This is a genomic window from Mycobacterium sp. (genome assembly GCF_004298145.1).
Lineage (GTDB): Bacteria > Actinomycetota > Actinomycetes > Mycobacteriales > Mycobacteriaceae > Mycobacterium.
In genome coordinates this window covers 125,948-151,893 of sequence record NZ_SCRH01000017.1, presented here as the reverse complement: position 1 = coordinate 151,893, position 25,946 = coordinate 125,948, and the positions used below count along the sequence as shown (strand labels likewise).

At 67.1% G+C, this 25,946-nt stretch carries 25 protein-coding genes; 13 read left to right on the top strand and 12 right to left on the bottom strand.

Features of this window, described 5'->3' with window-relative positions; all coding sequences use genetic code 11:
- Nucleotides 1–131: 131 nt before the first annotated feature.
- Nucleotides 132–1,121 carry a malate dehydrogenase gene (locus EPN51_RS07635; RefSeq protein ID WP_293039750.1) on the bottom strand — a complete coding sequence of 330 codons (990 nt, stop codon included), beginning with the start codon at nt 1,119–1,121 and terminating at the stop codon, nt 132–134.
- Between the two features lie 190 nt (nt 1,122–1,311).
- On the opposite strand from EPN51_RS07635, the gene corA reads away from it, so the two are divergent.
- Nucleotides 1,312–2,412, top strand: coding sequence for a magnesium/cobalt transporter CorA (gene corA / locus EPN51_RS07630; RefSeq protein WP_293039748.1), 1,101 nt, complete (start codon nt 1,312–1,314; stop codon nt 2,410–2,412).
- 16 nt (nt 2,413–2,428) lie between these two features.
- Here the strand turns inward: corA and EPN51_RS07625 are convergent, their stop codons facing one another.
- The 6 genes from EPN51_RS07625 to EPN51_RS07600 are packed head-to-tail and all read right to left on the bottom strand — an operon-like array spanning nt 2,429 to nt 7,932.
- Nucleotides 2,429–3,022 (bottom strand): suppressor of fused domain protein, encoded by a 594-nt coding sequence (locus tag EPN51_RS07625; RefSeq protein WP_293039746.1) that lies wholly within the window; start codon nt 3,020–3,022, stop codon nt 2,429–2,431.
- Nucleotides 3,019–4,197 carry a sn-glycerol-3-phosphate ABC transporter ATP-binding protein UgpC gene (ugpC, locus tag EPN51_RS07620; protein WP_293039744.1) on the bottom strand — a complete coding sequence of 393 codons (1,179 nt, stop codon included), beginning with the start codon at nt 4,195–4,197 and terminating at the stop codon, nt 3,019–3,021. Before ugpC ends, EPN51_RS07625 begins: the two co-directional genes overlap by 4 nt.
- Before the next feature lie 4 nt (nt 4,198–4,201).
- Nucleotides 4,202–5,041 carry a carbohydrate ABC transporter permease gene (locus EPN51_RS07615; protein ID WP_293039741.1) on the bottom strand — a complete coding sequence of 280 codons (840 nt, stop codon included), beginning with the start codon at nt 5,039–5,041 and terminating at the stop codon, nt 4,202–4,204.
- Nucleotides 5,031–5,924 (bottom strand): sugar ABC transporter permease, encoded by an 894-nt coding sequence (locus EPN51_RS07610; protein ID WP_293039768.1) that lies wholly within the window; start codon nt 5,922–5,924, stop codon nt 5,031–5,033. The genes EPN51_RS07615 and EPN51_RS07610 overlap by 11 nt, the downstream gene beginning before the upstream one ends.
- A gap of 47 nt (nt 5,925–5,971) precedes the next feature.
- On the bottom strand, nt 5,972–7,381 hold the full coding sequence (locus tag EPN51_RS07605; RefSeq protein WP_293039738.1) for an extracellular solute-binding protein: 1,410 nt from the start codon (nt 7,379–7,381) through the stop codon (nt 5,972–5,974).
- A 23-nt stretch (nt 7,382–7,404) separates the two neighbouring features.
- Nucleotides 7,405–7,932 carry a general stress protein gene (locus EPN51_RS07600; RefSeq protein ID WP_293039735.1) on the bottom strand — a complete coding sequence of 176 codons (528 nt, stop codon included), beginning with the start codon at nt 7,930–7,932 and terminating at the stop codon, nt 7,405–7,407.
- Nucleotides 7,933–8,115: 183 nt separating this feature from the next.
- Between EPN51_RS07600 and EPN51_RS07595 the strand changes: the two genes are divergently transcribed.
- The 5 genes from EPN51_RS07595 to EPN51_RS07575 all read left to right on the top strand — a co-directional run bounded on the left by EPN51_RS07595 (nt 8,116) and on the right by EPN51_RS07575 (nt 13,336).
- Nucleotides 8,116–8,727 (top strand): DUF4190 domain-containing protein, encoded by a 612-nt coding sequence (locus EPN51_RS07595; RefSeq protein WP_293039732.1) that lies wholly within the window; start codon nt 8,116–8,118, stop codon nt 8,725–8,727.
- A 71-nt stretch (nt 8,728–8,798) separates the two neighbouring features.
- The gene (locus EPN51_RS07590) at nt 8,799–10,106 is read left to right on the top strand and encodes a CBS domain-containing protein (protein WP_293039730.1); all 1,308 of its coding nucleotides are present in this window, start codon (nt 8,799–8,801) and stop codon (nt 10,104–10,106) included.
- Complete coding sequence (locus EPN51_RS07585; RefSeq protein WP_293039728.1) at nt 10,103–10,645, top strand: DUF1003 domain-containing protein; 543 nt, start codon at nt 10,103–10,105, stop codon at nt 10,643–10,645. Before EPN51_RS07590 ends, EPN51_RS07585 begins: the two co-directional genes overlap by 4 nt.
- A 107-nt stretch (nt 10,646–10,752) precedes the next feature.
- Nucleotides 10,753–11,976, top strand: a complete 1,224-nt coding sequence (locus EPN51_RS07580; protein ID WP_293039725.1) for a lytic murein transglycosylase — start codon at nt 10,753–10,755, stop codon at nt 11,974–11,976.
- Between the two features lie 202 nt (nt 11,977–12,178).
- Complete coding sequence (locus EPN51_RS07575) at nt 12,179–13,336, top strand: Mrp/NBP35 family ATP-binding protein (RefSeq protein WP_293039722.1); 1,158 nt, start codon at nt 12,179–12,181, stop codon at nt 13,334–13,336.
- A 17-nt stretch (nt 13,337–13,353) separates the two neighbouring features.
- Here the strand turns inward: EPN51_RS07575 and tatB are convergent, their stop codons facing one another.
- The 4 genes from tatB to sigE form a co-directional block, all read right to left on the bottom strand.
- The gene (gene tatB, locus EPN51_RS07570; protein ID WP_293039719.1) at nt 13,354–13,776 is read right to left on the bottom strand and encodes a Sec-independent protein translocase protein TatB; all 423 of its coding nucleotides are present in this window, start codon (nt 13,774–13,776) and stop codon (nt 13,354–13,356) included.
- Entirely contained in the window at nt 13,777–15,291 is a 1,515-nt protein-coding gene (locus tag EPN51_RS07565) for a trypsin-like peptidase domain-containing protein (RefSeq protein ID WP_293039716.1), read from the bottom strand. It abuts the gene before it with no gap.
- A gap of 165 nt (nt 15,292–15,456) precedes the next feature.
- Complete coding sequence (rseA, locus tag EPN51_RS07560; protein WP_293039713.1) at nt 15,457–15,852, bottom strand: anti-sigma E factor RseA; 396 nt, start codon at nt 15,850–15,852, stop codon at nt 15,457–15,459.
- Nucleotides 15,853–15,995: 143 nt separating this feature from the next.
- Nucleotides 15,996–16,751 carry an RNA polymerase sigma factor SigE gene (gene sigE / locus EPN51_RS07555; protein WP_293039710.1) on the bottom strand — a complete coding sequence of 252 codons (756 nt, stop codon included), beginning with the start codon at nt 16,749–16,751 and terminating at the stop codon, nt 15,996–15,998.
- A 200-nt stretch (nt 16,752–16,951) separates the two neighbouring features.
- Here sigE and EPN51_RS07550 point away from each other — a divergent pair, with 200 nt between their 5' ends.
- The 6 genes from EPN51_RS07550 to EPN51_RS07525 all read left to right on the top strand — a co-directional run bounded on the left by EPN51_RS07550 (nt 16,952) and on the right by EPN51_RS07525 (nt 23,340).
- Nucleotides 16,952–17,620, top strand: a complete 669-nt coding sequence (locus EPN51_RS07550) for an O-methyltransferase (protein ID WP_293039707.1) — start codon at nt 16,952–16,954, stop codon at nt 17,618–17,620.
- Between the two features lie 111 nt (nt 17,621–17,731).
- On the top strand, nt 17,732–18,370 hold the full coding sequence (locus tag EPN51_RS07545; protein ID WP_293039705.1) for a TetR family transcriptional regulator: 639 nt from the start codon (nt 17,732–17,734) through the stop codon (nt 18,368–18,370).
- Complete coding sequence (locus EPN51_RS07540; protein ID WP_293039702.1) at nt 18,360–19,313, top strand: ABC transporter ATP-binding protein; 954 nt, start codon at nt 18,360–18,362, stop codon at nt 19,311–19,313. Before EPN51_RS07545 ends, EPN51_RS07540 begins: the two co-directional genes overlap by 11 nt.
- Entirely contained in the window at nt 19,310–20,953 is a 1,644-nt protein-coding gene (locus tag EPN51_RS07535) for an ABC transporter permease (RefSeq protein ID WP_293039699.1), read from the top strand. Before EPN51_RS07540 ends, EPN51_RS07535 begins: the two co-directional genes overlap by 4 nt.
- A 7-nt stretch (nt 20,954–20,960) precedes the next feature.
- A complete protein-coding gene (locus EPN51_RS07530) occupies nt 20,961–21,635 on the top strand; it encodes an isoprenylcysteine carboxylmethyltransferase family protein (protein WP_293039696.1) in 675 nt (224 codons plus the stop codon).
- 22 nt (nt 21,636–21,657) lie between these two features.
- Nucleotides 21,658–23,340: a CocE/NonD family hydrolase gene (locus EPN51_RS07525; protein ID WP_293039693.1), complete on the top strand. Its 1,683-nt coding sequence runs from the start codon at nt 21,658–21,660 to the stop codon at nt 23,338–23,340.
- Between the two features lie 24 nt (nt 23,341–23,364).
- On the opposite strand, the gene glgC is transcribed toward EPN51_RS07525, so the two are convergent.
- Complete coding sequence (gene glgC, locus EPN51_RS07520) at nt 23,365–24,579, bottom strand: glucose-1-phosphate adenylyltransferase (RefSeq protein WP_293039690.1); 1,215 nt, start codon at nt 24,577–24,579, stop codon at nt 23,365–23,367.
- Between the two features lie 168 nt (nt 24,580–24,747).
- On the opposite strand from glgC, the gene glgA reads away from it, so the two are divergent.
- Nucleotides 24,748–25,920, top strand: coding sequence for a glycogen synthase (gene glgA, locus EPN51_RS07515; RefSeq protein ID WP_293039687.1), 1,173 nt, complete (start codon nt 24,748–24,750; stop codon nt 25,918–25,920).
- Nucleotides 25,921–25,946 lie beyond the last annotated feature (26 nt).

Here is a 25,946-nt window from a genome sequence, read left to right as displayed (position 1 = left end):
AGTGCCGACCCGCTACGCCCGGCCCCGCCGCGCTGGCGATCGCCACGGGTCATAGTGCCGACCCGCTACGCCCGGCCCCGCCGCGCTGGCGATCGCCACGGGTCATAGTGCCGACCCGCTGCGCCCGGCTCTCAGATCAGCTTGAGCTCGGTGACAGCGGTCCGCTCGTCGACCAGCTCGGCAGTGGTCTTGTCGATGCGGCCGCGGGAGAACTCGTCGATCTCCAGCCCCTGCACGATCGACCAGTTGCCGTCCTTCGTGGTCACCGGGAACGACGACACGATGCCCTCGGGCACGCCGTAGGAGCCATCGGAGAAGACCGCCATCGACACCCAGTCACCCTCCGGGCTGCCCAGCAGCCAGGAGCGGGCGGCGTCGACGGTCGCCGAGGCGGCCGACGCGGCCGAGGACGCGCCGCGCGCGTCGATGATCGCCGCGCCGCGCTTGGCGACCGTCGGGATGAAGTCGTTCTCGATCCAGTTTTGGTCGTTGACGACCTCGGCGGCGTTCTTGCCACCGACCTCGGCGTGGAAGATGTCGGGGTACTGGGTCGCGGAGTGGTTGCCCCAGATCGTCACCTTCTTGATGTCGGTGACCGCGGCACCGGTCTTCTTGGCCAGCTGGGAAATTGCCCGGTTGTGGTCCAGGCGGGTCAGCGCCGAGAACCGCTCCTTGGGGATGTCGGGGGCGTTGCTCAGCGCGATGAGCGCGTTGGTGTTGGCCGGGTTGCCGGTCACGCCGATGCGGACGTCATCGGCGGCGACCGAGTTGAGCGCTTTGCCCTGGGCGGTGAAGATCGCGCCGTTGGCCTCAAGCAGGTCGCTGCGCTCCATGCCCGGGCCGCGCGGCCGCGCGCCGACGAGCAGGGCCAAGTTCACGCCGTCGAAGATCTTGTTCGCGTCCGCGCCGATCTGGACGCCGGACAGCAGCGGGAAGGCGCAGTCGTCGAGCTCCATCACGACGCCTTCGAGCGCCTTGAGAGCGGGCTCGATCTCAAGGAGGCGCAGCTCGATCGGGCGGTCGGGGCCCAGCAACGAGCCACTCGCCAGGCGGAACAACAGGCTGTAGCCGATCTGGCCGGCGGCACCGGTGACGGCGACCTTGAGGGGACTTGCACTCACGTCGATGTACTCCTTGTGGAGATGTTGTGCAGATTCGGGTTTCGGCTCGAAACTAGCGCACCCTCGCCGGCCCACAATCTCCGGTCCGCTACCAGGGCTTTCTGCGACGCCTGATCGTCAGGCTTTCAACAGCCGGGACGCGTAGCATGGAGCACCGCCTGGTCGGACCTGCGCCGCGTGGGAGGTGGATGTGTTCCAAGGATTCGACGCACTGCCCGAAGCGCTTCGGCCGCTGGCGCTGCAACCGGAACGGCCGCCGGGCCCGGATGCTCAACCACCCAGGGAAACGCTGGTTGACTGCGCCGTCTACGCCGACGGCCACCGATTGCCCGGCAAGCTCGGCTACGCCGCCTCCCTGCACAAAGTGCGCGAGATCGAAGCGATGGGGCACGAAGGATTCGTCTGGGTGGGCCTGCGCGAACCCAACCAGGCCCAGATGCAGGAAGTAGCCGACGTTTTCGGGCTGCATCCGCTCGCCGTGGAAGACGCGGTGTGCGCCCATCAGCGGCCCAAGGTGGAGCGATACGACGACACGCTGTTCCTCGTCCTCAAGACCGTCAATTACGTTCCCCACGAATCGGTGGTGCTGGCCCGCGAGATCGTCGAGACCGGCGAGATCATGGTCTTCGTCGGCCGCGATTTCGTGGTCACGGTCCGCCACGGTGAGCACGGCGGACTGTTCGACGTGCGCAGGCGGATGGACGGCGATCCCGAGCAGATGCGACTGGGTCCCTACGCGGTGATGCACGCGATCGCCGACCACGTGGTGGACCACTACCTCGACGTGAGCAGTTTGATGTTGTCCGACATCGACAGCATCGAGGGTTTGGCGTTCGCGCCGGGCAGCAAGATCGACGTCGAACCGATCTATCTGCTCAAGCGCGAGGTCGTGGAGCTACGCCGGTGCGTCAATCCGCTGTCGGCCGCGTTCCATCGCATCCAGATGGACAACAAAGACGTGATCTCCAAGGAAGTGCGGCGCTATCTGCGCGACGTCGCCGACCACCACTCCGAGGCCGCGGACCAGATCGCCAGCTACGACGACATGCTCAACTCGTTGATCCAGGCGGCGTTGGCCCGGGTCGGGATGCAGCAGAACAACGACATGCGCAAGATGGCGGCCTGGGCCGGCATCTTGGCGGTGCCCACCATGGTCGCCGCCATCTACGGGATGAATTTCCATTTCATGCCCGAGCTGAACTGGACGTGGGGCTACCCGGGGATCATCGCCGGCATGGTCGTCATCTGCCTGGTGCTGTATTTCCAATTCCGCAACCGCAACTGGCTCTAACGTTCCGTGCCGAGCGTCAGTGGGGCTGTGCGGCAGGGCGATTCGTGTTCAGCACATCGACGCCGTCGTTATCCCACGCTTGCCGCATCGCCTCGGCACCTTTCAGCCGCACCCACGCCGCTTCGGTCGCGGTGATCGGAGTCACCGACAAGAACTGCACCGGGTCGCGGGGCGGCTCCAGCGGCAGATCCCGGATCTCGCTGGCGCCCAACAGCGCGGCGGTGAACGGTACCCGCCCCGACGGCGATGCCCACAGCGGCGAGCCGAGGTCGATCAGCGCATCGGCACCCAGCACGGCACCCTCGACGGACGGAGTTGCCGCCAGTATCGCGAGGCTGCGGGCGATTCCGGTGATCGGGCCGGGACCGCGTAACTGCAGGACGATTTCGGCGCGCGGGCCGCGCACCGGGTCGGCGATGTCCAGGCTCGGTTCGGCCATCGGGTGGCGCGAGCAGCCCAACGAAACGTAATGCACCACGCCGTTTGCCCCGCGGAATCGCAGCACTTCGATGGTCTCGGTGCCCAGAAACGTCACGCTCGCCGAATCGGGCTCGACGTCGCCGAAGTGAGCCCGCACATGTGCGCGCACCTGGTCCAATGGCTGTGTCATAGCGAACCCGACGGCGCGATGGTCAGGTTGGCCCCCGAGCCGGCGTCGAAGACCGCCAGCTTTGTCGTGTCGAACGCCAATTCGATCGACTGCCCGATGACCGCTTTGGATTCGGTGGGAACCCTTGCCACAAAATGATTTTCGTGTGCGTCACCCTCGGCGACCAGTTCGTCCAGTTGGGCCGAGTGCGCGGCCCACGCCGGGGTGGAGAAGTACACATACTTGTCAGCACCCAGCGATTCGACCAAGTCGACTTTCACCTCGAAGGTCAGCGCAGTGATGCGCTGGTAACCGTCGATCAACGCGGCGTCGGACAGATGCTCGGGTCGCACACCTACGATGACGTTGTCCGGTGTGGGACGCCGGGCGATCACCTCTCGGGTTTCCGGTTTGAGCATCACCTCCCCGAACGGCAGCGTCAGGCCGACGGGCGTCAACGCGGCGGGAAAGAAATTCATCGCCGGCGAACCGATGAAGCCCGCGACGAACAAGTTGGCCGGGTGTTCGTACAGCTCGTCCGGTGTGCCGATTTGTTGTGCGACGCCGGAATGCATCACCACCACGCGGTCACCCAGGGTCATGGCCTCGGTCTGGTCGTGGGTGACGTAGACGGTCGTCGTGCCCAGCCTCTTCTGCAGCCTGGCGATCTCGCCGCGCATCTGGACCCGCAGTTTGGCGTCCAGGTTGGATAACGGCTCGTCCATCAAAAACGCCCTGGGATGACGAACGATCGCGCGACCCATCGCCACCCGCTGGCGCTGACCACCGGACAGCTGCGATGGCTTACGGTCCAGGAAATCGGTGAGATCAAGGGTTTTGGCGGTCTCGGAGACCTTCTGCTCGATCTCGGGCTTCTTCACCTTCGCCAGCGTCAACGGAAACGCGATGTTTTGCCGCACCGTCATGTGCGGGTACAGCGCGTAGGACTGGAACACCATCGCGATATCCCGGTCTTTGGGTGCTCGCTCGTTCACCCGTTCACCGCCGATGCGCAACTCACCCGAGGAGATATCCTCAAGCCCGGCAATCATGTTCAGCGTCGTGGTCTTGCCGCAGCCCGACGGGCCGACCAGGATCAGGAATTCGCCGTCGGCAATGGTGATGTCAAGGTCTCGCACCGCCACGGCACCGTCGGGGTAGCTTTTGCTGACATGGTCCAGCACAATCTCGGCCATCGCGTCATCCCTTCACAGCGCCGGAGGTCAACCCGGCGACGATTCGTCGTTGGAAAATTAGAACAAACGCGATGATGGGGACGGTGATCACCACCGCACCGGCCGCGATCGATCCGGTCGGCTCCTCGAACTGCGAACTGCCACTGAAGTTCACGATCGCCACCGGCGCGGTGACCGCGGCCTTGGTGGCGGTCAGCGTCAACGCCAGCAGCAGATCGTTCCAGGCGAAGATGAACACCAAGATCGCCGCGGTCACGACGCCGGGCGCCGCCAGGGGGACGATCACCTTGCGGAAGGCCTGAGCCGGCGTGGCGCCGTCCATTTTTGCCGCCTTCTCCAGATCCCAGGGGATCTCACGGAAAAAAGCCGACAACGTGTAGATCGCGAGCGGCAGCGCGAACGTGATGTAGGGCAGAATCAAGCCCGGCCAGGTGTCGAACAGGCCGACGAAGCGTTCGATGTTGAACAACGGCGTGACCAACGAGATCGCCGGAAACATGGTGACCAGCAGGGTGGCGCCCACCAGCGGCCGCTTGCCCGGAAAATCCAGGCGGGCGATCGCGTAGCCCGCCATCGCACCGAGCGCTACCGCGATCGCGGTGGTGATCAACCCGATCCCGACGGAGTTGATCAGCGCCGAGCTGAAGAAGTCACCGCGAAAAATGCCGCGGTAGTTGTCCAAGGATACCGACGACGGAATCAGCTTGCCGTCCTTGACCGTTGACGTCGGTTTCAGGGAGAGGCTGACGATCCACAACACCGGCAGCAACGCATACACCACGACCACGATGTCGATGACGGCCCAGATCGCGGTGCGCCGCGCGACCTCCCGGTTAGCGGCCATCGACGTCACCACCGGGCGCCGCCGCGCCGAAAACCTTGACGAACACCCACGCGATGAGGCCCACACATCCGAAGATCAGCACGCTGATCGCCGAGCCGAGCCCGACGTTGAAGCCCTTGAACAGGTTGTCGTAGCCCAGGATCGACACCGAGTCGGTGTTGTTGGCGCCGTTGGTCAAAACGTAGATGTTGTCGAAAATGCGGAACGCGTCCAGGGTCCGGAACAGCAGCGCGACCACCACCGCCGGCTTGATGATCGGCAACATCACTCCGGTCAGCCGCCGCCAAGCGCCGGCGCCGTCGACTTGGGCCGCCTTCAGCAGATCGTCTGGCACCAGCGCCAACCCGGCCAGCAGCAGCAGCGACATGAACGGCGTCGTCTTCCACACCTCGGCGATCACGACGATTGCCAGCGACGGGATCTGCGCGGTCAGCGGCGCGCTACCATGCGGCAGCAGGTTGGCGAGATAGCCCGTCCCCGGGGTCCATGCGTAGTACCAGCTGTACGACGCGACGACGGTGACAATGCCATAGGGAATCAGGACCGCGGTGCGCACCAGCCCTTTTCCGATGACTGTGCGGTGCATCACCAGCGCCAGCGCCAAACCCAGGACGAATTCGAGGGACACCGAAACCACCGTGATGCCCAGCGTCACCGCCAGCGCTGTCCACCAATACCGATCGGTCAGGATCGTCAGGTAATTGCTCAGGCCGACGAACGTGGTCTCATCCGGGACGGCAAAGTTGTTGCGCTGCAAGCTCAACCACATCGCGTAGCCGATCGGATAGGCCGTGACCGTCAGCATCAGCGTCGCCGCCGGACCGACGAGCAACAAAGCCAATCGCTGTTCGGAGAGCCGGCTTCGGCGGCGCAAACGCGGTATGGCGGAAGATGATCGGGTGGCAGGCGTTTCGCGATCGCTGGCGCGCGTCACGGCAACAAACCCTTCCCGTCGATCGCCTTCTGCACCTCGGTGCTGAGCTGGTCAGCGGTCCGCTCGGGGTCGATCTTGGTGATCGGGCTCAGGGTCGCGGCCAGCCGGATGGCCACCGCCTGGTACACCGGCGTGACCGGTCGCACCGCGGCATCGGTGAGTTGGCGGCGAATGATCGTGTACATCGGATACTTGGCCTGGAACTGCGGGTCGGAATACAGCGACGTGCGGACCGGGGGCAGGCCGCCCGCGATCGACACGTACTTCTGATGTTGCAGGCTGCGCAGGCAGCGGATGGCTTCGAACGCCTCGGCACGGTGACGGGTGGTGCTGGCCACCGCCAGGTTCGCGCCGCCAATGGTCACCTTGGCCGGGCGGCCCGGCGCCACACCGGGATACGGCGCGAAGCCGAAAACCTTCTGGCTGGCCCGATAGGCGATGCGGAATTGATCGTCGGTCGGCACGAAGGTCCCGACGCCGTTGATGCTGCCGGACAACTGCGGATTCTGGTTGAGAGGCAGAAAGGGCGCACCGCCCTTCACCGCGTTCTCCAGCATGGACGCCAACGCGTACGGCCAGTTGACCGCGAGCGCGGCCCTGCCCTGTTCGACCGCCAACCGCGCGGTGCCCTCGTCGGTGCGGGTGATCGACGGGTCGGCCCCGGGTGCGGTCGCCACCGTTTTGAGGATCCCTAGCGCGTTGACGGTGGCGGCCCGGTGTGCCGGCGTGTCGGTCAACGTGACGTGGTGGCCATCGTCGGAGAGCACCTGACCGCCCCCGCTGGCCAGCAGCGTGTTGAACCAGACCACGAGGCCTTCGCCCTCGTTGGCCTGCACCGCGATCCAGCTGGGCTGCCCCGCGGCGCGCAATCTGCTGGCCTCGCTGACCATACCTTCCCAGGTCCGTGGCGGCTCACGCACCAAATCGGGTCGATACCAAAGTAATTGGGTATTTGTCGTGACGGGCGCCGCGAACAACTTGCCTTCCCAGCGCGCCGTCGACAACGGGCCCGGCAGGATATCGACCGTCGCGTCGGCTTCGGCGCGCCCCGCGGGATCGTCGGACAGCGGCAGTGCCCAGCCCGCCTCGGCGAACTCCGCCGTCCACACCACGTCCAGCGACATCACGTCCAACGTGCGGTCGTGACCGGTCAGCCGACGGGCCAACTGCAGACGCTGCTCACCGGGGGCTCTGGGCAGACTGATCTGTTGAATCGCGAAGCGGCCACCGAACTGCTTCGTGCATTCCTGGGCGACCGCGGTGAACGTCGCGCCGTCGGCGGCCGTTGTGTAGAAGCTGATCACCAGCCCGTGGGTCCCGGAGGCGCATGCCGCCGCCGTGGCGATGATGAGCGTCGCCAGCGCGATCGCGCCTGCCCGGCGTAGGCGCCCACGACGACTCACCACCGATTCAACCTCTCGTGCGCGCCTCAGATCGCCAAGCGCGCCAACAGGTCCCGCGCCTTTTCTGCGTTTTGCGGATCACAGAGCACGTCGTAGCGCCCAGCTACCAACTGCATCGTCGAACTGAAATCCCTTGTGCCACGGGCCATTGAATATGGAACAGCCGAAGTGATCAACCCGAAGAAGACACCGGCGACCAGGCCCGTGGCCAGTGCCCCCCACGGATTGGGGCTGAAGAAGCCGAGCACCAGCCCGATGAACAAGCCCAGCCACGCCCCGCTCAGCACGCCGCCGCCGAGCACCTTGGGCCATGTCAGCCGGCCGGTGACCCTTTCCACCTGCATCAGGTCGACCCCGACGATGGTCACCTGCTGGACCGGGAACTGCTGATCGGACAGGTAGTCGACGGCGCGCTGGGCCTCGGCATAGGTGGGATAGGACCCGACCGGCCAGCCCTTCGGCGGCGTCGGTAGCCCAGGAGCCCCTCGCCCGCGGCCCGTCGTAGCCCCTGGTGTCGCGCCGGGAACCTGTCCAGGCTGGAAAGGATTAGTCATCGCCGTTCATTCTCCTCCGCCTTGGCCATCGTTTCATCTCAGGTCCTCCCCAGCCTATCCAGCGACCTTTCGCCACCTGCGGAAACACGGTGTGCCGAGTGGCGGTAAGCGGACCGGGCTGCCGCGGCGCGCGGACGTTTCACACCCGCAGCCGCCCCCTACCCATGAGTTAGGTTGAACACCATGACAACTCCCGGCGGCGGCTTCGGCGAGAGTGCCCACGACGACAAACCCGACTCGCCCACCGCCGGCAGCGGAGCCTCTGAGCAGCAGGATCAGCCGGCCCCCTGGGAACCGCCCGCGTCGCCACCGGCCGCCGGGCCGGCGCCCCCGGCGTATCCGCCCCCGGGCTATCCCCCCGACTACCCGATGGGTTATCCCCCGTCGTACCCCCCGCCCGTTCCCCCACCACCGGGGTACGAGCGGCCGCCCGGTTACGGCGGATCGCCCTATCCGACGGCCCCACCGCAGTACGGCGGCCCGCCCCCCGGCTACGGGCCTCCCGGATATCCCGGCGGCTTTTACCCGCCGCCGGATTACCAGGGCGGCTATGCCTCGCAGGGAGCAGTGCCCGGGACGAACCCGTTGGCGATCGCTTCGCTGATCGCGTCGTTCACCGGCCTGTTGTGTTGCATCGGCTCGATAGTGGCCATGGTGCTGGGCGCGATCGCCCTGGATCAAATCAAGCGGACCCGGCAGGAGGGTTTCGGCCTGGCTGTCGCGGGCATCGTCATCGGAATCGCCACTCTGGTAGTGACTTTGGTGATTGTGCTCTTCGCGCTGCGCACGCATTAACGGCATCCCTGTCCGCGACGCCGGCCCGCGTTATCTGCCAACGGACCGTCGGCTGCCTAGGCTCTACTTCCATGGGATCGGTCAACAGGGTGTACATCGCGCGGCTTGCGCGAATGTTGGTGTTGGGTCCACTCGGCGAATCCGTCGGTCGGGTCCGCGACGTTGTGATCAGCATCAGCATCGTCCGCCAGCAACCGCGCGTCCTGGGACTGGTCGTCGACCTGGCGACCCGGCGCAGCATCTTCATCCCGATCCTGCGGGTCGCCTCCATCGAGCCCAACGCCGTGACGCTGAGCACCGGCAACGTGTCCCTGCGCCGCTTCGTGCAGCGCCCCGGCGAGGTGCTGACGATCGGCCAGGCGCTGGACACCCAGGTCAAGGTCAACGACCCCGAACTGCCGGAGCTGGCCGGCCTCGACGTGGTGGTCACCGACCTGGGAATCGAACAGACCCGAACACGCGACTGGATGGTGAGCCGGGTCGCCGTACGCACCCAGCGACGGCTGGGACGGCGCGGACCCGTACACGTGGTGGACTGGCGGAGCGTGCAGGGCCTGACCCCGTCGGCCCTCGCCCTGCCGGGGCAGGGGGTGGCGCAGCTGCTGGACCAGTTCGAAGGCCGCAAGCCGGTCGACGTGGCCGACGCCATTCGCACCCTGCCGCCCAAGCGCCGCTACGAGGTACTCAGGGCGCTCAACGACGACCGGCTGGCCGACATCCTGCAGGAGCTGCCGGAGCTGGATCAGGCCGATGTGCTGTCGCAGCTGGGCACCGAGAGATCGGTCGACGTGCTGGAGGAGATGGACCCCGACGACGCCGCCGACTTGCTCGGCGTGCTGAACCCCACCGACGCCGAGATGCTGCTGACCCGGATGGACCCCGACGAGTCCGCCCCGGTGCGCCGGCTGTTGACGCATTCGCCGGACACGGCGGGCGGCCTGATGACGTCCGATCCGGTGGTGCTCACTCCCGACACGACGGTCGCCGAGGCGCTGGCCCGGGTCCGCGATCCGGACCTCTCCACCGCGCTGTCGTCCATGGTGTTCGTGGCGCGCCCGCCGACGGCGACGCCGACCGGTCGCTACGTGGGATGTGTGCACTTGCAGCGACTGCTTCGCGAGGCGCCGGCCGAACTGATCGGCGGGATCGTCGACGGCGAGCTGCTCACCCTGACGCCGGAGACACCGCTGGTCGCGGTGACCCGCTACCTCGCCGCGTACAACCTGGTGTGCGGTCCCGTGGTCGATGACGAAAACCACCTGATGGGCGCTGTCACCGTCGACGACCTGCTCGACCACCTGCTGCCGCACGACTGGCGCGTGGACATGCAGGAACTCGACACCGCCGGCCGGCTCGAAGGATTGGGAGGGTCCGTGTGAGCAAATCCACGGCGCCGCGGGGGCTGTACACCCCGCGGACATCGCGCAGGTACTCGCCGCGGCTGGATCCCGAGACCGTCGGGCAGTTCACCGAGTCGATCGCGCGTTTCTTCGGCACCGGTCGGTATCTCCTGCTGCAGACGATCCTGGTGGTGGTGTGGATTGCGCTGAACCTGTTCGCGGTGGAACTGCGCTGGGATCCCTATCCGTTCATCCTGTTGAACCTGGCCTTCTCCACACAGGCCGCCTACGCGGCGCCGCTGATCCTGTTGGCGCAGAACCGTCAGGAGAACCGCGACCGCGTCACGCTCGAAGAGGACCGCCGTCGCGCCGCCCAGACCAAGGCCGACACCGAATACCTGGCCCGCGAATTGGCCGCGCTGCGGCTGGCCGTTGGCGAGGTGGCGACGCGCGAATACCTGCGTCACGAGCTCAATGACCTGCGTGAACTGCTGGCCAATCTGCGGCCCGAGACCCCGGGTGCGGGCCCTGCGCAGCGGGGCCACAACCTAGACCGCGCGGCTAAGAAATCCACGTGAGAACCACTTCAACCATTGCGCCCCTCGTGTCACAAGAGTTATGTATGGTGATCTGATTCACCGAGCTAACAGAAAGTTAACCCAGCTCACATACCTAGGACGGTCGAGTGCGCATAGGGGGAAGGCGGGGTGCGGGCCCGGCCGCCGCGACTGTGCGGCAGCGAGCACTTCGAAATTCGCGCAAGCCGATATTCGGCGTCGCCATGATTACTCCGCTGGTCTTCGCGGGCGCCGTCAGCGGGGCGGCTCCTGAACTTCCGGCGCAAATGCCGTCGGTCCATGCGGCCGTCACTCCGGTGGCCGCGGTCTCCCCCACTTTCCCCGACCTCACCGGGCCCGCCGTCATCGCAATCGACCACGGCCCCACCGCCTTTCACGTCGCCGAGCCCGCGTTATCGGCTCCACCGCCGAGAATGATCGTCAATGCGCCAGGCGCACTGGGCATTCCGAGCATCGCACTGGCCGCCTACCGCAGTGCGGAACAGAAGATGGCCGTCGCCGCCCCGGGCTGCGGCATCAGCTGGAACCTGCTGGCCGGGATCGGGCGCATCGAATCGGGTCACGCGGGCGGCGGTGCGGTTGACGCACGCGGCACCGCGATCACCCCGATCTACGGCCCGTCCCTGGACGGCACCCTGCTGGGCAACGAAGTCATCATCCAGAGCAGCGCCGGCAATCGCGTCACCTACGCCCGCGCGATGGGGCCGATGCAGTTCCTGCCGGGGACCTGGGCGCGCTACGCCTCCGACGGCAAGGGCGACGGCGTCGCGGACCCACAGAACCTGTTCGACTCCACCCTCGCGGCTGCCCGGTACCTGTGTAGCGGTGGACTGAACCTGCGTGATCAGTCGCAGGTGTTGAGCGCGATTCTGCGCTACAACAACTCGATGCCCTATGCCCAGAACGTGTTGGGCTGGGCGGCGGCATACGCGACGGGCGTTGTGCCGGTCGACCTGCCGCCGATGACCGGACCGCCGCCGCCGCTGGGCGACGCACACCTCGAGCATCCGGAGGGGCTCGGGCCCAACCTGCCGATGAACATCAACGGCCTACCGCTGGACGACCCGCTGGCGCGCGTCCCGCTGATCGACTTGAGCGGCCCCGCACTGGTCAGTCCCCCGCCGATGTTCCCCTGGATGACCCCCACACCTCAGCAGGCGCCGGCCCACGGTCCCGGGTGCACGGTGATCTGCATCGGCACCCAGAGTTCGCCGCCCGCGGGGCCCCCGGCGCCGTTCGCGCCGCCGCCCCCGGACGTTGCTCCACCTCTGGCCGCCGGAGCACCGCAAGCCGGGACGTCGCCCAAGCCGGCCCCCGGCCCGGCCAGCTGACCAGCCCAGCGGCGATCGCAAGCGCGGCGAAGCCGGGCGCAGCGGGTCGCCGCCAAACAGCCCAGCGGCGATCGCAAGCACGGCGAAGCCGGGCACAGCGGGTCGCCGCCAAACAGCCCAGCGGCGATCGCAAGCACGGCGAAGCCGGGCACAGCGGGTCTCCGCCAAACGGCTGTGCCGCGCAGGCCTACACTCGGCAGTGATGTCCAGCCATGAATCTTCTGATACAGCAGCCGACCTGAGCGCGGCGATCCGCACTGCACTGGGGAAGGTGATCGACCCCGAACTACGGCGTCCGATCACCGAGCTCGGAATGGTCAAGAGCGTCGAGATCGAGCCCGACGGCTCGGTTCACGTCACGATCTACCTGACCATCGCCGGTTGTCCGATGAAAACCGAGATCAACGACCGGGTCACCCAGGCCGTGTCCGACGTGCCGGGTACCGGCGCGGTGAAGGTCACCCTGGACGTGATGAGCGACGAGCAGCGCACCGAATTGCGCAAGCAGTTGCGCGGTGACGCCCGCGACCCGGTTATCCCGTTCGCGCAACCGAATTCACTGACGCGGGTCTATGCGGTCGCGTCCGGGAAGGGCGGGGTGGGCAAGTCCACCGTCACGGTCAACCTGGCGGTCGCGATGGCCGCGCGCGGGCTGTCCGTCGGGGTGCTGGACGCCGATATTCACGGCCATTCCATCCCCCGGATGATGGGCACCACCGACCGGCCCACCCAGGTCGAGTCGATGATCCTGCCGCCCATCGCTCACGAGGTGCGGGTCATCTCGATCGCTCAGTTCACCGAGGGCAACTCGGCGGTGGTGTGGCGCGGGCCGATGCTGCACCGCGCGCTACAGCAGTTCCTGGCCGACGTCTACTGGGGCGACCTGGACATCCTGCTGCTCGATCTGCCACCGGGGACCGGCGACATCGCCATCTCGGTGGCTCAGCTGGTCCCGAACGCGGAGCTCTTGGTGGTGACGACGCCGCAGTTGGCCGCGGCCGAGGTCGCCGAGCGGGCCGGCAGCATCGCGTTGCAGACCCGCCAACGCTTGGCCGGCGTGGTGGAGAACATGTCCGGGCTCACCCTGCCGGACGGCTCCACGTTGAAGGTGTTCGGCGAGGGTGGCGGCGCACAAGTGGCCGAGCGGTTGTCCCGGGCGGTCGGCGCCGATGTGCCGCTGCTGGGTCAGATCCCGCTGGATCCCGCGCTGGTGGACGCGGGCGATTCCGGCACCCCGCTGGTGATGAGCGCGCCCGATTCGCCGGCGGGCAAGGCGTTGCGAGGGGTGGCCGATAGTTTGTCCTCGCGCCAGCGCGGGCTCGCCGGTGTGTCGCTGGGGCTCGATCCGAAAGGGCGCTGAGCGCTGGCCCTTTCGGATCAGGTCGCGTCGGTGTCGAACGGAGTGTGGCCGCCGGTCTGCTGCTGTTCGGCCGGGAACATCTGTCCGTTGGCTGCTGCGGGAGGGCCGGGATGCGGCGTCTCCGCCGACGCCCCGTTCACCGGTTTGTCGAAGTTTCCGGTCAAGAACGAGTCGTCGCCGTCCAACAAGTGCTTGGTCAGCGCGGCGCGGGGGGTCATGCCCCGCAGTTTCTGCAGTTCGCTGAGCGGGCCGCGCAGGTCGTCGAACTCGGGTCCGAGATCCTCGCGCAACTGGCTGGTCATACCGCTCAGGTAGTCGCGCGCCTGGCGCAGCGCGGTGGCCGACCACCGGATGGCGCCGGGGAGCCGCTCCGGGCCGAGGACCACCAACCCGACCACGACGAGTACGAGCATCTCTCCCCAGCCGACGTTGGCGAACATCTAGCCGCTGTCCGGGTCCGGTTTCACCGTCAGGGTGACGTGCCGGCCGTCGCGGACCACCTCGATCGGGGAATCCTGGCCGATGGTCAACTGCCGCACCGCGACCACGAACTCGTCGGAGTCGGCGACCTTGCGGTTACCCACCTTGACGACGACGTCGTTTTCCAGGATGCCGCCCTTCTGCGCGGGACTTCCCGCCTTCACATTGGCGACCTGGGCGCCGGAGGCGATCGCGTTGCTCACCGACCGGGTGCTGACTCCCAGCGTCGGGTGCACGATCTTCCCGTCCCTGATCAAGGTCTCGGCGACTTCCTTGGCCTCGTTGATCGGGATCGCGAAGCCGAGCCCACTTGCGCTGTCGGACAACGACTTACCCGCGGTGTCGATGCCGATCACCTGGGAATCCATGTCGATCAGGGGGCCGCCGGAGTTGCCGTGGTTGATCGACGCGTCGGTCTGCAGGGCGTCAATCACCGTGTCGGTGTCCGAGCCCTCACCGGACAGCGGGACGGGCCGGTGCAGCGCGCTGATGATGCCGTGCGTCACGGTGCTGCGCAGCCCCAGCGGTGCACCCGCGGCGAGGACCTCATCGCCCACCCGCACCTTGTCGGAATCACCCAGGCGCGCCACGCTCAGGTTGTCGACGTTGTCGACCTTGATCACGGCCAGGTCCGTCTTGGGGTCGCGGCCCACCAGGTTGGCGGGCACTTCCTTGCCGTCGTTGAACACCACGGTGGTCTTGAACTGGCTGGGGTTGTTCGCCGCCTCGGAAATCACGTGGTTGTTGGTGACGATGTAGCCGCGCCCGTCGATCACGACGCCGGAGCCCTGCATGCCCTCCTGGTCGCTCTTGGACTCGATGGTCACCACGGCGCCCGCCGTCGCGGCGGCAACCTTGGCGAAACGCCCGGCAGGACCCTCCCCGTTGCCGTTGGTCGACAACGTCACCTTGGAGGTGGTGAACGCCTCGGCGACCTCGGCCGTCTTACGGCCCACCACCCCGCCGATCAGGCCGATGACCAACGCGATCAGCGCCAAGACGACCAACGCGAGGTAGGACACCCGGCCGCCGAACAACACGTCGCGCACACCCAGTTTGCCGCCGTAGCCCAGCGCGGACCGGGACGTCGACGGCGCGACCGCCGGTGTTCCCAAGGCCGCCGCGGCCGCCGGATCGCGCCAGGGATCGTTCGGCCCGTCGGGCTCCATACCGTCTTTCTCGGCGGCCAGCGCCCCCACATCGACGGGATGGCGTTGCAAGGAGTCGGGGCTGCCGCCCGGCCGCCTGAACGCCTCCTGGAGGACGGGGTCGGCCGGCCGATCGTTCGGCCTGAACTCGGCCTGGTCCCGGTACTTCTGCGGACGGACGCGCTCGGCCAGGAACGACCCGCGCAGCCCGTCGGGACGACTGAACTCCCGCCGCGATGCGGGGTCGACCGGCGGACGCGAGACGGGGCGCGGCGCTAAGCGGTTGCCGCTGTCATTGCTTCGGTCGAAGCCTTGGTCGGAGGTCACGTTGTCCCTTTTGGATCCTCTACTTGAGCGCTCAAGGCGGGCCTTTACCGGGCGATATACGCGGCACCGGCGTTGTCCGTGTCCACCCTAGTATCCACGGCGCGCCGTTGGTCGACATGAGCGAGCGTGTGGGGCGGGTGCGCCGCCGAGGGTGCGAATCGATCGCTATCGACGCTTGCGCCGTTCACGGGCATCGCGGTCGGCGAAAGGGTCGGATGCCTGTCCGGTCGAGTCGTCGGGCGAGTCGTACGGAATGTCAGCCAGCATTCCGAGCAGCGCGGTGGGGATGCGGATGGGGTGGGAGTCGCGCAGCGCGGCGCGCGTCCGACTCTGATCGTCGACCTCGGCCGCGCACTGAGGGCACATCGCCAGATGATGCGCAGCCCGCAGGTGCGCGTTCATCCGCAGCTCACCATCCACGAACGCGGCGACGGCTTCGACGGACAGGTGCTCGGTGGAACCGAACTGGCGGGGCGCGCCGACGGGCGCGTCATTTTGGGAGGCGAACTGTGCGGGGAGCCAGGAGAACGCGCGGCGGAACACATGTCCACGATCGGGCATCACCAACTCCTCGCCACTCACTGTTATTGCCACCTCATCTCGAATGTAGCGCGAGCCGGTGCGCAATACCGCAGCTACGGGCGCGAAGCCGCTGAATATCTACCTGATCGCTCCGCCACCGAGACCGGCGAGGCCGTCGTTGGCTACGCCGATTGGGCGCGCAGCGCGTCCCGATCCGAGTGCGCGGCCAGGTAGTCCCGCAAGGCCTGGCGCCCGCGGTGGATGCGGCTGCGGACGGTGCCGAGCTTGACGCCCAGGGTCGCACCGATCTCCTCGTAGGACAGACCTTCGATGTCGCACAGGACGACGGCGGCGCGGAATTCCGGTGGCAGCGAATCCAGCGCGGCCTGCAGATCAGGCCCGAGCCGTGAATCGTGGTAGATCTGCTCGGGGTTGGGCTCGTCGGCGGGCACCCGCTCGTAGTCGTCGGGCAGCGCCTCCATCCGGATGCGCGCGCGCCGGCGCACCATGTCGAGGAACAGGTTGGTGGTGATGCGGTGCAGCCACCCTTCAAACGTCCCCGGCTGATAGTTCTGCACCGACCGGAAGACCCGGATGAACGTCTCCTGCGTGAGGTCCTCGGCGTCGTGCTGATTGCCGGAAAGCCGGTAAGCCAGCCGGTACACCCGGTCGGCGTGCTGGCGCACCAGCTCGTCCCACGACGGCATCGCCGCCTTGTCCCCGGTCGCGTCGAAAACCGCGGTCCCCTGCGGCGCGTCCGACGGCTCCACCCACTCGTCGGCGACGCGCTCTTGCGCGTGAGACATGCTGGACGGGCTGAGAAGCGTGGTGATGATCAATTCCTCCGAATCGGGTGCGCCAATCACTGGCACTTCGTTATCGACGGCAACAGGCAGTTGCCGTTCGGTATTCCCCGCCGAACACGTTCCGCGATCCATAGGAACACCGTCGCGTATCGGCGTATGTGCGGTATATGAACAATCTGAGCTGAGCCTGAGAATCCGTTTCATTACCGCGCTGTGCAGGAGATATCCGTCACGCGGTCGCCTCAAACGCGCCGCACTGGTTGGGCGTGTCGCGGCGGCCCGGTTCAGGCGCGCCTGTCGGACGGCGCGATGAAGTGGAATACGCTGCGGGCATGGACGGCACCGACGCAGAAGCCCCCGGCCAAGCAGCACCCAGTCGGGCCGACTCGCTTTTTGCCCATGCCGAGGGATCGATATCGGAGGATGCGCTGCTCGCGGCCGCCCGCGAGCGGGCCGTGGACATCGGTGCGGGCGCGGTGACGCCGGCGGTCGGCGCGCTGTTGAGCCTGCTGACCAAGCTGAGCGGCGGCAAGGCCGTCGCCGAGGTGGGCACCGGCGCGGGCGTCAGCGGGCTGTGGTTGCTGTCGGGCATGAGCGACGACGGGGTCCTGACCACGATCGACATCGAGCCCGAGTACCTGCGGCTGGCCAAGCAGGCGTTCACCGAGGCCGGCATCGGCCCGTCGCGCAGCCGGCTGATCGGCGGCCGCGCCCAAGAGGTGCTCACCCGGCTCGCCGACGAGTCCTACGACCTGGTGTTCATCGACGCCGACCCGATCGATCAGCCGGAATACGTCGTCGAGGGTGTCCGGTTGCTGCGCCCCGGCGGCGTGATCGTGGTGCACCGGGCCGCACTGGGCGGGCGGGCCGGCGACCCGGCTGCCCGCGACGCCGAGGTGGTCGCGGTGCGGGAGGCGGCCCGCCTGATCGCCGAGGACGAGCGGCTCACCCCGGCGCTGGTCCCGCTCGGCGACGGCATTCTGGCCGCGGTCCGCGACTAATTCGGCCGCGCAGAAGCCGAAAGCACCCATTTCGTATCGAAATGGGTGCTTTCGCGTCTGCGCGTGCAGGCGCCTTGACGGCGGACTGAACGTGCGTTTAGTGTACTGAACATGCGTTCAGCCGACCTGACGGCCGTGGCCCGGATCCGCGATGCGGCCATCGAGCAATTCGGCGAGCACGGGTTCGGCGTCGGCCTTCGCGCGATCGCCGAAGCGGCGGGCGTCAGTGCGGCGCTGGTGATCCACCATTTCGGCTCCAAGGAGGGCCTGCGCAAGGCCTGCGAGGAGCACATCGCCGAGAAGATCCGCAACACCAAGTCCGAGGCGCTTCAATCCAACGACCCGGCCACCTGGTTCGCCCAGATGGCCGAGATCGAGGATTACGCACCACTGATGGCATACCTGGTGCGCAGCATGCAGACCGGTGGCGACCTGGCGAACATGCTGTGGCGCAGGATGATTGACAACGCCGAGGAATACATGGAAGAGGGCGTGCGCGCCGGGACGATCAAGCCCAGCCGCGATCCCCGGGCCCGGGCCAAATATCTGGCGATCACGGGCGGCGGCGGATTCCTTCTCTACATCCAAATGCACGAAACCCCAACGGATCTCCGTGCGGTACTGCGCGACTACTCGCGCGACATGGTGCTGCCCGCGCTGGAGGTCTATACCGAAGGATTGCTGACCGACCGAACCATGTACGACGCATTCCTGGCTGCCGAAGATCAAGGAGAATCCCATGGCAACTGAAAATTCCGTCGGCTCCTCACCCATCGAAATCCGAGGGCTCACCAAGAATTTCGGCGTGGCGCGGGCACTGGACGGACTGGACCTCACGGTGCAGGAGGGGGAAGTTCACGGGTTCCTGGGCCCCAACGGCGCCGGGAAGTCGACCACCATCCGCATCCTGTTGGGACTGGTGAAAGCCGACCGCGGCAGCGTGCGGCTGCTGGGCGGCGATCCCTGGACCCAGTCCGTCGCGCTGCATCGTCACATCGCCTACGTCCCAGGCGATGTAACGTTGTGGCCGTCGCTTACCGGCGGTGAGACCATCGATCTGCTGGCCCGCATGCGCGGCGGCATCGACAAACGGCGCCGAGCCGAGCTGATCGAGCGCTTCGACCTGGACCCGCACAAGAAGGCCCGCACCTATTCGAAGGGCAACCGCCAGAAGGTCTCCCTGATCTCGGCGTTCTCGTCCCACGCCAGACTGCTACTCTTGGACGAGCCCAGCAGCGGTCTGGACCCGCTGATGGAGAACGTGTTTCAACAGTGCGTGGCACAGGCCCGCGACCGGGGCGCGACGGTGTTGCTGTCCAGCCACATCCTGGCCGAGACGGAAGCGCTGTGCGAACGGGTGACGATCATCCGGGCCGGCAAGGCCATCGAGAGTGGTTCGCTGAACTCCATGCGGCATCTGAGCCGCACCTCGATCAGGGCCGAAATGACCGGTGATCCAGGTGATCTCAGGCGAATCAAGGGTGTCGAGGACATCAGCGTCGAGGGCAATACGCTGCGCGCCCAGGTCGATAGCGAAAGCCTGGGTGAGCTCATCCGCGTGCTCGGCAACGCCGGCGTGAGCAGTCTCGTCAGCCAGCCGCCGACTCTCGAAGAGCTCTTCTTGCGCCACTATGACACGTCCGGCGGCGACGGCCGGCACGGGCGCGATACCGAGAAGGTGTCGTTGTCATGAGCGCGGCAACCCTGGACCGGCCGTACGCATCGGCATCGCCCGCACCGCTTCGCAGTTCGAATTTCTCCGGAACGCTGGCGATGCTGCGGCTCTATCTGCGCCGCGACCGGATCTCGTTGCCGCTGTGGATGTTTCTGCTGTCGGTGCCGTTGGCCACGGTGTACGTCGGCAGCATCGAAAAGATCTACCCCACCGAGGCCGGCCGCGCCGGGTTCGCCGCCTCCATCATGGCCAGCCCGGCCCAGCGCGCTCTGTATGGCCAGGTCTACAACGACAGCCTTGGCGCCGTAGGGATTTGGAAAGCCGGGATGTTCCACGTGCTGATCGCGGTGGCCGTCATCCTCACCGTGATCCGGCACACCCGCGCCGATGAGGAGAACGGACGGACCGAGTTGGTGGACTCCACCGCGATCGGCCGCTATGCCAGCCTGAGCGCGGCACTGCTGCTGTCGTTCGGCGCCTCGATCGGCACCGGCGCGATCGGCGCGGCGGGACTGCTGACCACCGACGTCCCGGCTGCCGGATCGCTGGCGTTCGGGGCGGCGCTGGCCTGCTCCGGCCTGGTGTTCACCGCGGTCGCCGCGGTGACCGCGCAGTTGTCGCCCAGCGCCAGGTTCGCCCGCGGTGCCGCATTCGCCCTACTGGGAACCGCGTTTACGCTGCGCGCCGTCGGCGATGCCGGTTCGGGCACACTGTCGTGGCTGTCTCCGCTGGGGTGGTCGTTACTGGTCAAACCGTATGCGGGTGATCGCTGGTGGGTGCTGCTCCTGCACCTGGTGACGGCGGCGGCGTTGACTCTCCTCGCGTATCGCCTGCTCGCCGGCCGCGATGTCGGCGCCGGGCTCATCGCGGAACGCCCCGGCCCCGCGACCGCTGCTCCGGCACTGGGCAACGTCCTCGGGCTGGCGTGGCGGCTCGACCGCGCCGCGGTGTTGCTGTGGACCATCGGGCTGTGCCTGTACGGGCTGCTGGTCGGCAGCGTGGTGCATGGCATCGGCGACCAGCTGGGCGACAGCGGCGCGGCCCGCGACATCGTCGCTCGGATGGGCGGCACCAACGCCCTCGAGCAGGCCTTCATCGCCGTGGCGTTCGCCATGATGGGCATGGTGGCGGCCGCGTTCGCCGTCTCGCTCACCTTGCGGTTGCACCAGGAAGAATCCAGCCTGCGGGCCGAAACGGTGTTGGCCGGTGCGGTGTCGCGAAGCCGCTGGTTGGCAAGCCATTTGGTGATCGCGCTGGCTGGGTCCTCGGTGGCGATGCTGGCCAGTGGGGTGACGGCCGGTGTCGTCTACGGCATCGCGGCCGGCGATGTCGGCGGCAAGCTGGCCGCGGTGGTGGCAAGCGCGGCGGTCCAGCTGCCCGCCGTCTGGCTGTTGTCGGCGGTCACGGTCTGCGTGTTCGGCGTCGCGCCCCGATTCACGCCGGTGGCCTGGGGCGTGCTCATCGGTTTCGTCGCCCTGTACCTGATCGGGTCGTTGGCCGGGTTCTCGCAGTGGTTGCTCGACCTGGAGCCATTCGCACACATCCCCAGAATCGGCGATGATTTCACCTCCGTACCCTTGCTATGGCTACTGGGGATCGACGTAGGGTTGATGGTTCTGGGTGCCATGGCTTTTCGGCGCCGCGATCTACGCTGCTAGGAGCGTGATGAAAACCGGAATCCGAGTGACGACGACATCCATCGCAGGCGTTCTCTCGTGGATTTTGATCCTCCTCTTACCGGCCGGGACGCTCCACTACTGGCAGGCGTGGGTTTTCATCGCCGTGTTCACGGTGGCGACCGTCGTGCCCACGGTCTATCTGGGCCGGGCGAATCCTGCGGCCCTGCAACGACGGATGCGTGCGGGCCCGCGGGCCGAACCTCGGACCGCGCAGAAATTCATCATCACCGGCTCGTTACTGGGGCTCTTCGCGACGATGGTGTTCAGCGCGCTCGACCATCGGTTCGGCTGGTCGTCGGTGCCGGCCTGGTTGTCGCTGCTCGGTGACCTGCTGGTGGCGGCGGGGCTCGGGATCGCCATGCTGGTGATCGTCCAGAACAGTTATGCGGCCGCCACGGTCACGGTGGAGGCGGGCCAGTCGTTGGTTTCCAGCGGCCTCTATCAGATGGTGCGCCACCCGATGTACGTCGGAAACGTGATCATGATGATCGGCATCCCCCTCGCGCTCGGCTCTTACTGGGGGCTGTTTTTCGTCATCCCGGGCGCCGTCATGCTCGCGCTACGCATCTTCGACGAGGAAGAGCTGCTCATGCACAAATTGCCCGGCTACCGCGAGTACGCCGAACGCGTGCGCTATCGGTTGGTTCCCTACATCTGGTAACCGGCGCGCCTAGGGTGTTGGCGTGGTGCTTAATCGACGACCGACGCTGGACCGCCCGTGGCGACGGTCCGGTGGGCTGCAATACGCATTGAGCAGGATTCGCGGCATCGCCAAACCCCCCGTCACCGTCACCGACCCGCCCACCGACCTCCATGTCGAGCATGACGTCGCTGTCCCAACGCGCGACGGAACGGTCTTGCGGATCAACGTCTTTCGTCAATCCGGCGCCGAAGCCCGACCGGTCGTCCTCAGCATCCATCCCTACGGCAAGGACAACCTGCCGAAACGGCGGGGTGACAAGTGGACGTTTTCGGTGCAGTATCGGGCACTGCGCCAGCCACGACCGGTGACCTTCTCGGCGCTGACCGGCTGGGAAGCGCCCGACCCGGCGTGGTGGACCGCGCAGGGCTTCGTCGTGGTGAATGCCGACTCGCGCGGCTGCGGGCACTCCGATGGCACCGGAAACCTGTTGTCGCGACAAGAGGCCGAGGACACCTACGACCTGGTGCAGTGGATCGCCGGCCAACCGTGGAGCGACGGCGACGTCGTCATGCTCGGGGTGTCCTACCTGGCCATCAGCCAGTATGCCGTCGCCGCGCTGCAGCCGCCGGCACTGCGAGCGATCTGCCCGTGGGAAGGCTTCACGGACGCCTACCGCGACCTGACATTTCCCGGCGGCGTCCGGGAGCGGGGCTTCACCAGGATGTGGTCACGAAACGTGCGACGCGACACGCGGCAGACCTACGACCTCGAACGTATGCAGGACACCCACCCGCTGCGCGACGAGTTCTGGCGCTCACTGGTACCGGACCTGTCGTCGATCAGGGTGCCCATGCTGGTTTGCGGCAGCCTCTCCGACAACAACCTGCACAGCCGCGGCTCCGTGCGCGCGTTCACGCACGGCGGATCCAGCCACGCCCGGCTCTACACGCATCGCGGCGGCAAGTGGACCACCTTCTACTCCGAGTCCGCACTGGCCGAGCAGCTGAGGTTCTTCCGCGGTGTGCTCGACGGTGCTCCGGCTTCGCGCAGTGTGCGCCTCGAGATACGCGAGGACCGCGACACGGTCACCGCAGTGCGCGAAGAAGCCGAATGGCCCCTGGCTCGCACCCGTTGGCGCCCAACATATTTGGGTGCCAACGGGAAACTGACACCCGAGCCGCCCACGAACCCCGGCAGCGTGACCTTTGAAACACACTCGCGTGCAGCATGTTTCACCTGGACGGTTCCCGAAGACATCGAGCTGACCGGGCCGATGGCCGCCCGGTTGTGGGTCGAACTGACCGGCTGCGACGACGCGAACCTGTTCGTCGGGGTGGAGAAGTGGCGCAACGGTCGCTTCGTCGGATTCGAGGGGTCGTACGGGTATGGCCGCGACCGGGTGACCACCGGCTGGCAGCGAATCGCGCTGCGCACCCTGGATCCCGGGCTTTCCCGTCCGGCCGAACCCGTCACCACGGGTACCGATCCATGGCCGGTCTCCGCCGGCGAGGTGGTCGAGGTCAATGTCGCGCTGGGCCCCTCGGCGACGCTGTTCCGCGCCGGCGAGCAGCTGCGACTGGTGGTCGGCGGCCGCTGGCTGTCTCCGAGAAACCCGCTGACCGGCCAATTCCCGGCCGCCTACGCGGACTCACCGCGCGGCCGCGTCACCCTGCATTGGGGTCCGGATCGCGGCGCGCACCTGCTGGTCCCGGAGGTCCCCTGAGCCCGCCGAGCGGCGCCGGCCGAGTTAGATCCAGACGCCCTTGCCCACAGCGACCACGCCGCCGGCGCTGATCGCGAAGCGCTCCCGGTCCTTCTCCAGATCCACTCCGACCATCTCGCCCGGGCCGACGACGACGTTCTTGTCCAGGATCGCGTGGCGCACCACCGCACCGCGGCCGACCCGGGCGCCGGGCATGATCACGCTGCCCTCCACGATCGCGCCGTCGTCGACCACCACGTTGGACGAAAGCACCGAGTTGCGCACCGAGGCCGCCGAGATGATGCTGCCGGCGCCCACCACCGACTCCTGCGCGGAGCCGCCGTTGACGAACTTGGCCGGCGCCAGGTTCTCCGACTCGCCGCGGATCGGCCAGCGCTTGTTGTACAGATTGAACACCGGATGCACCGACACCAGGTCCATGTGCGCGTCGTAGAACGCGTCCAGCGTTCCGACGTCCCGCCAGTACGCCCGGTCACGATCGGTGGCGCCGGGTACCTCGTTGTCGCTGAAGTCGTAGACCGCGGCCATCCCGTCGTCCACCAGCCGCGGGATGATGTCACCGCCCATATCGTGATCGGAATGGTCATCGTCGGCGTCCGCCCGGATCGCGTCGATGAGCACCTTGGTGGTGAAGATGTAATTGCCCATCGACACGAACGTCGCCTCGGGGTCGTCCGGGGTACCCGGCGGATCCAGTGGCTTCTCGACGAATTGGCGGATGCGCCCGGATTCGTCGGAGTCGATGCATCCGAACGCGGTGGCTTCGCTGCGCGGCACCCGGATGCCGGCTACCGTCGCGCCGGCCCCGCTGTCGATGTGGAACCGCACCATCTGCTCGGGATCCATCCGATACACATGGTCGGCACCGAAAACCACGATGTAGTCGGGGTCTTCGTCGTAGATGAGATTGAGCGACTGATAGATCGCGTCCGCCGAACCGGTGTACCAGCGCGGACCGAGGCGCTGCTGCGCGGGCACCGGCGTGATGTACTCACCGGCCAAACCGGACAACCGCCAGTTCTGCGAAATGTGACGGTCCAGTGAATGCGACTTGTACTGCGTGAGAACGCAGATCCGCAAATAGCGCGCGTTGACGAGGTTGGACAGCACGAAGTCGATCAGCCGATAGGCGCCCCCGAAAGGAACGGCGGGCTTGGCGCGATCCGCGGTCAGCGGATACAGCCGCTTGCCTTCACCGCCGGCCAGGACGATGCCCAGCACGTGTGGTGCTTCCCTCATGGTGTCAAACCTATCGGCCGCCGCGAGACGCTGCCAGGGGGAACGGGCTATTGCCAGCGTTCTGTGGGGCTGTCCGTCAAGGTAATTGGCCTTGCCGGCAAACAGATCGCCCGAACGGTGTGGCCGCCCGACTCGCGGGTCTCGTCGCCGTCGAACTACGGTGCGGGTATGCGGGTGGCGATGATGACTCGGGAATACCCCCCAGAGGTCTACGGCGGGGCGGGAGTACACGTCACCGAACTCGTCACCCAACTGCGGCGGCTGTGCGCGGTGGACGTGCATTGCATGGGCGCACCGCGGCCGGGCGCCCAGGGAGTGCAAGTGCACCAGCCCGACCCGCGGTTACGGGGCGCCAACGCGGCAATGACGACACTGTCCGCCGACCTGATGATGGCCAACGCGGCATCGGCGGCCACCGTGGTGCATTCACACACCTGGTACACCGGCATGGCCGGGCATCTGGCCGCGCTGCTCTACGACGTCCCGCACGTCTTGACTGCGCATTCACTCGAGCCGCTGCGCCCGTGGAAGGCCGAGCAACTCGGCGGCGGCTACCGAATTTCGACCTGGGTCGAGCACACCGCGGTACTGGCCGCCGACGCCGTCATCGCGGTCAGTTCCGCGATGCGCGAGGACATCCTGCGCGTGTACCCCGCGCTGGATCCCGGCGCCGTGCACGTCATCCGCAATGGCGTCGACACCGATGTCTGGCGCCCCGCGGGCCCGATGCAAACCGGATCGATGCTGGCCGAACTCGGCGTCGATCCGGCCCGGCCCCTCGTGGTGTTCGTGGGTCGGATCACCCGCCAGAAGGGACTTGCGCACCTGGTGGCGGCCGCGCACCGGTTCAGCCCGGAGGCGCAGGTGCTGCTGTGCGCGGGGGCCCCCGATACCCCGGAGATCGCCGACCAGATCCAGGGCGCGGTCGCCCGCCTGGCCCGCTGCCGCACCGGTGTGTTCTGGATCCGAGAAATGCTTCCCATCGGGGAGTTACGCGAAATCTTGTCCGCGGCATCTGTTTTCGTGTGTCCGTCGGTGTATGAGCCGTTGGGCATCGTGAATCTGGAGGCGATGGCCTGCTCGGCCGCGGTGGTGGCCTCGGACGTCGGCGGAATCCCGGAGGTGGTCGCCGACGGGGTCACCGGGACTCTGGTGCATTACGACCCCGACGATGCGGCGGATTATCAGGCCCGATTGGCCGGGGCGGTCAACGAGCTCATCGCCGACCACGAAAAAGCGCAGCGCTACGGCAGAGCAGGACGCCAACGCTGCGTCGAGGAGTTCTCCTGGGCCCACGTCGCCGAGCAGACCCTGGAGATCTATCGGAAGGTGTGCGCGTAGCACCGCCGAGTCCCGTTCGGCGGCAA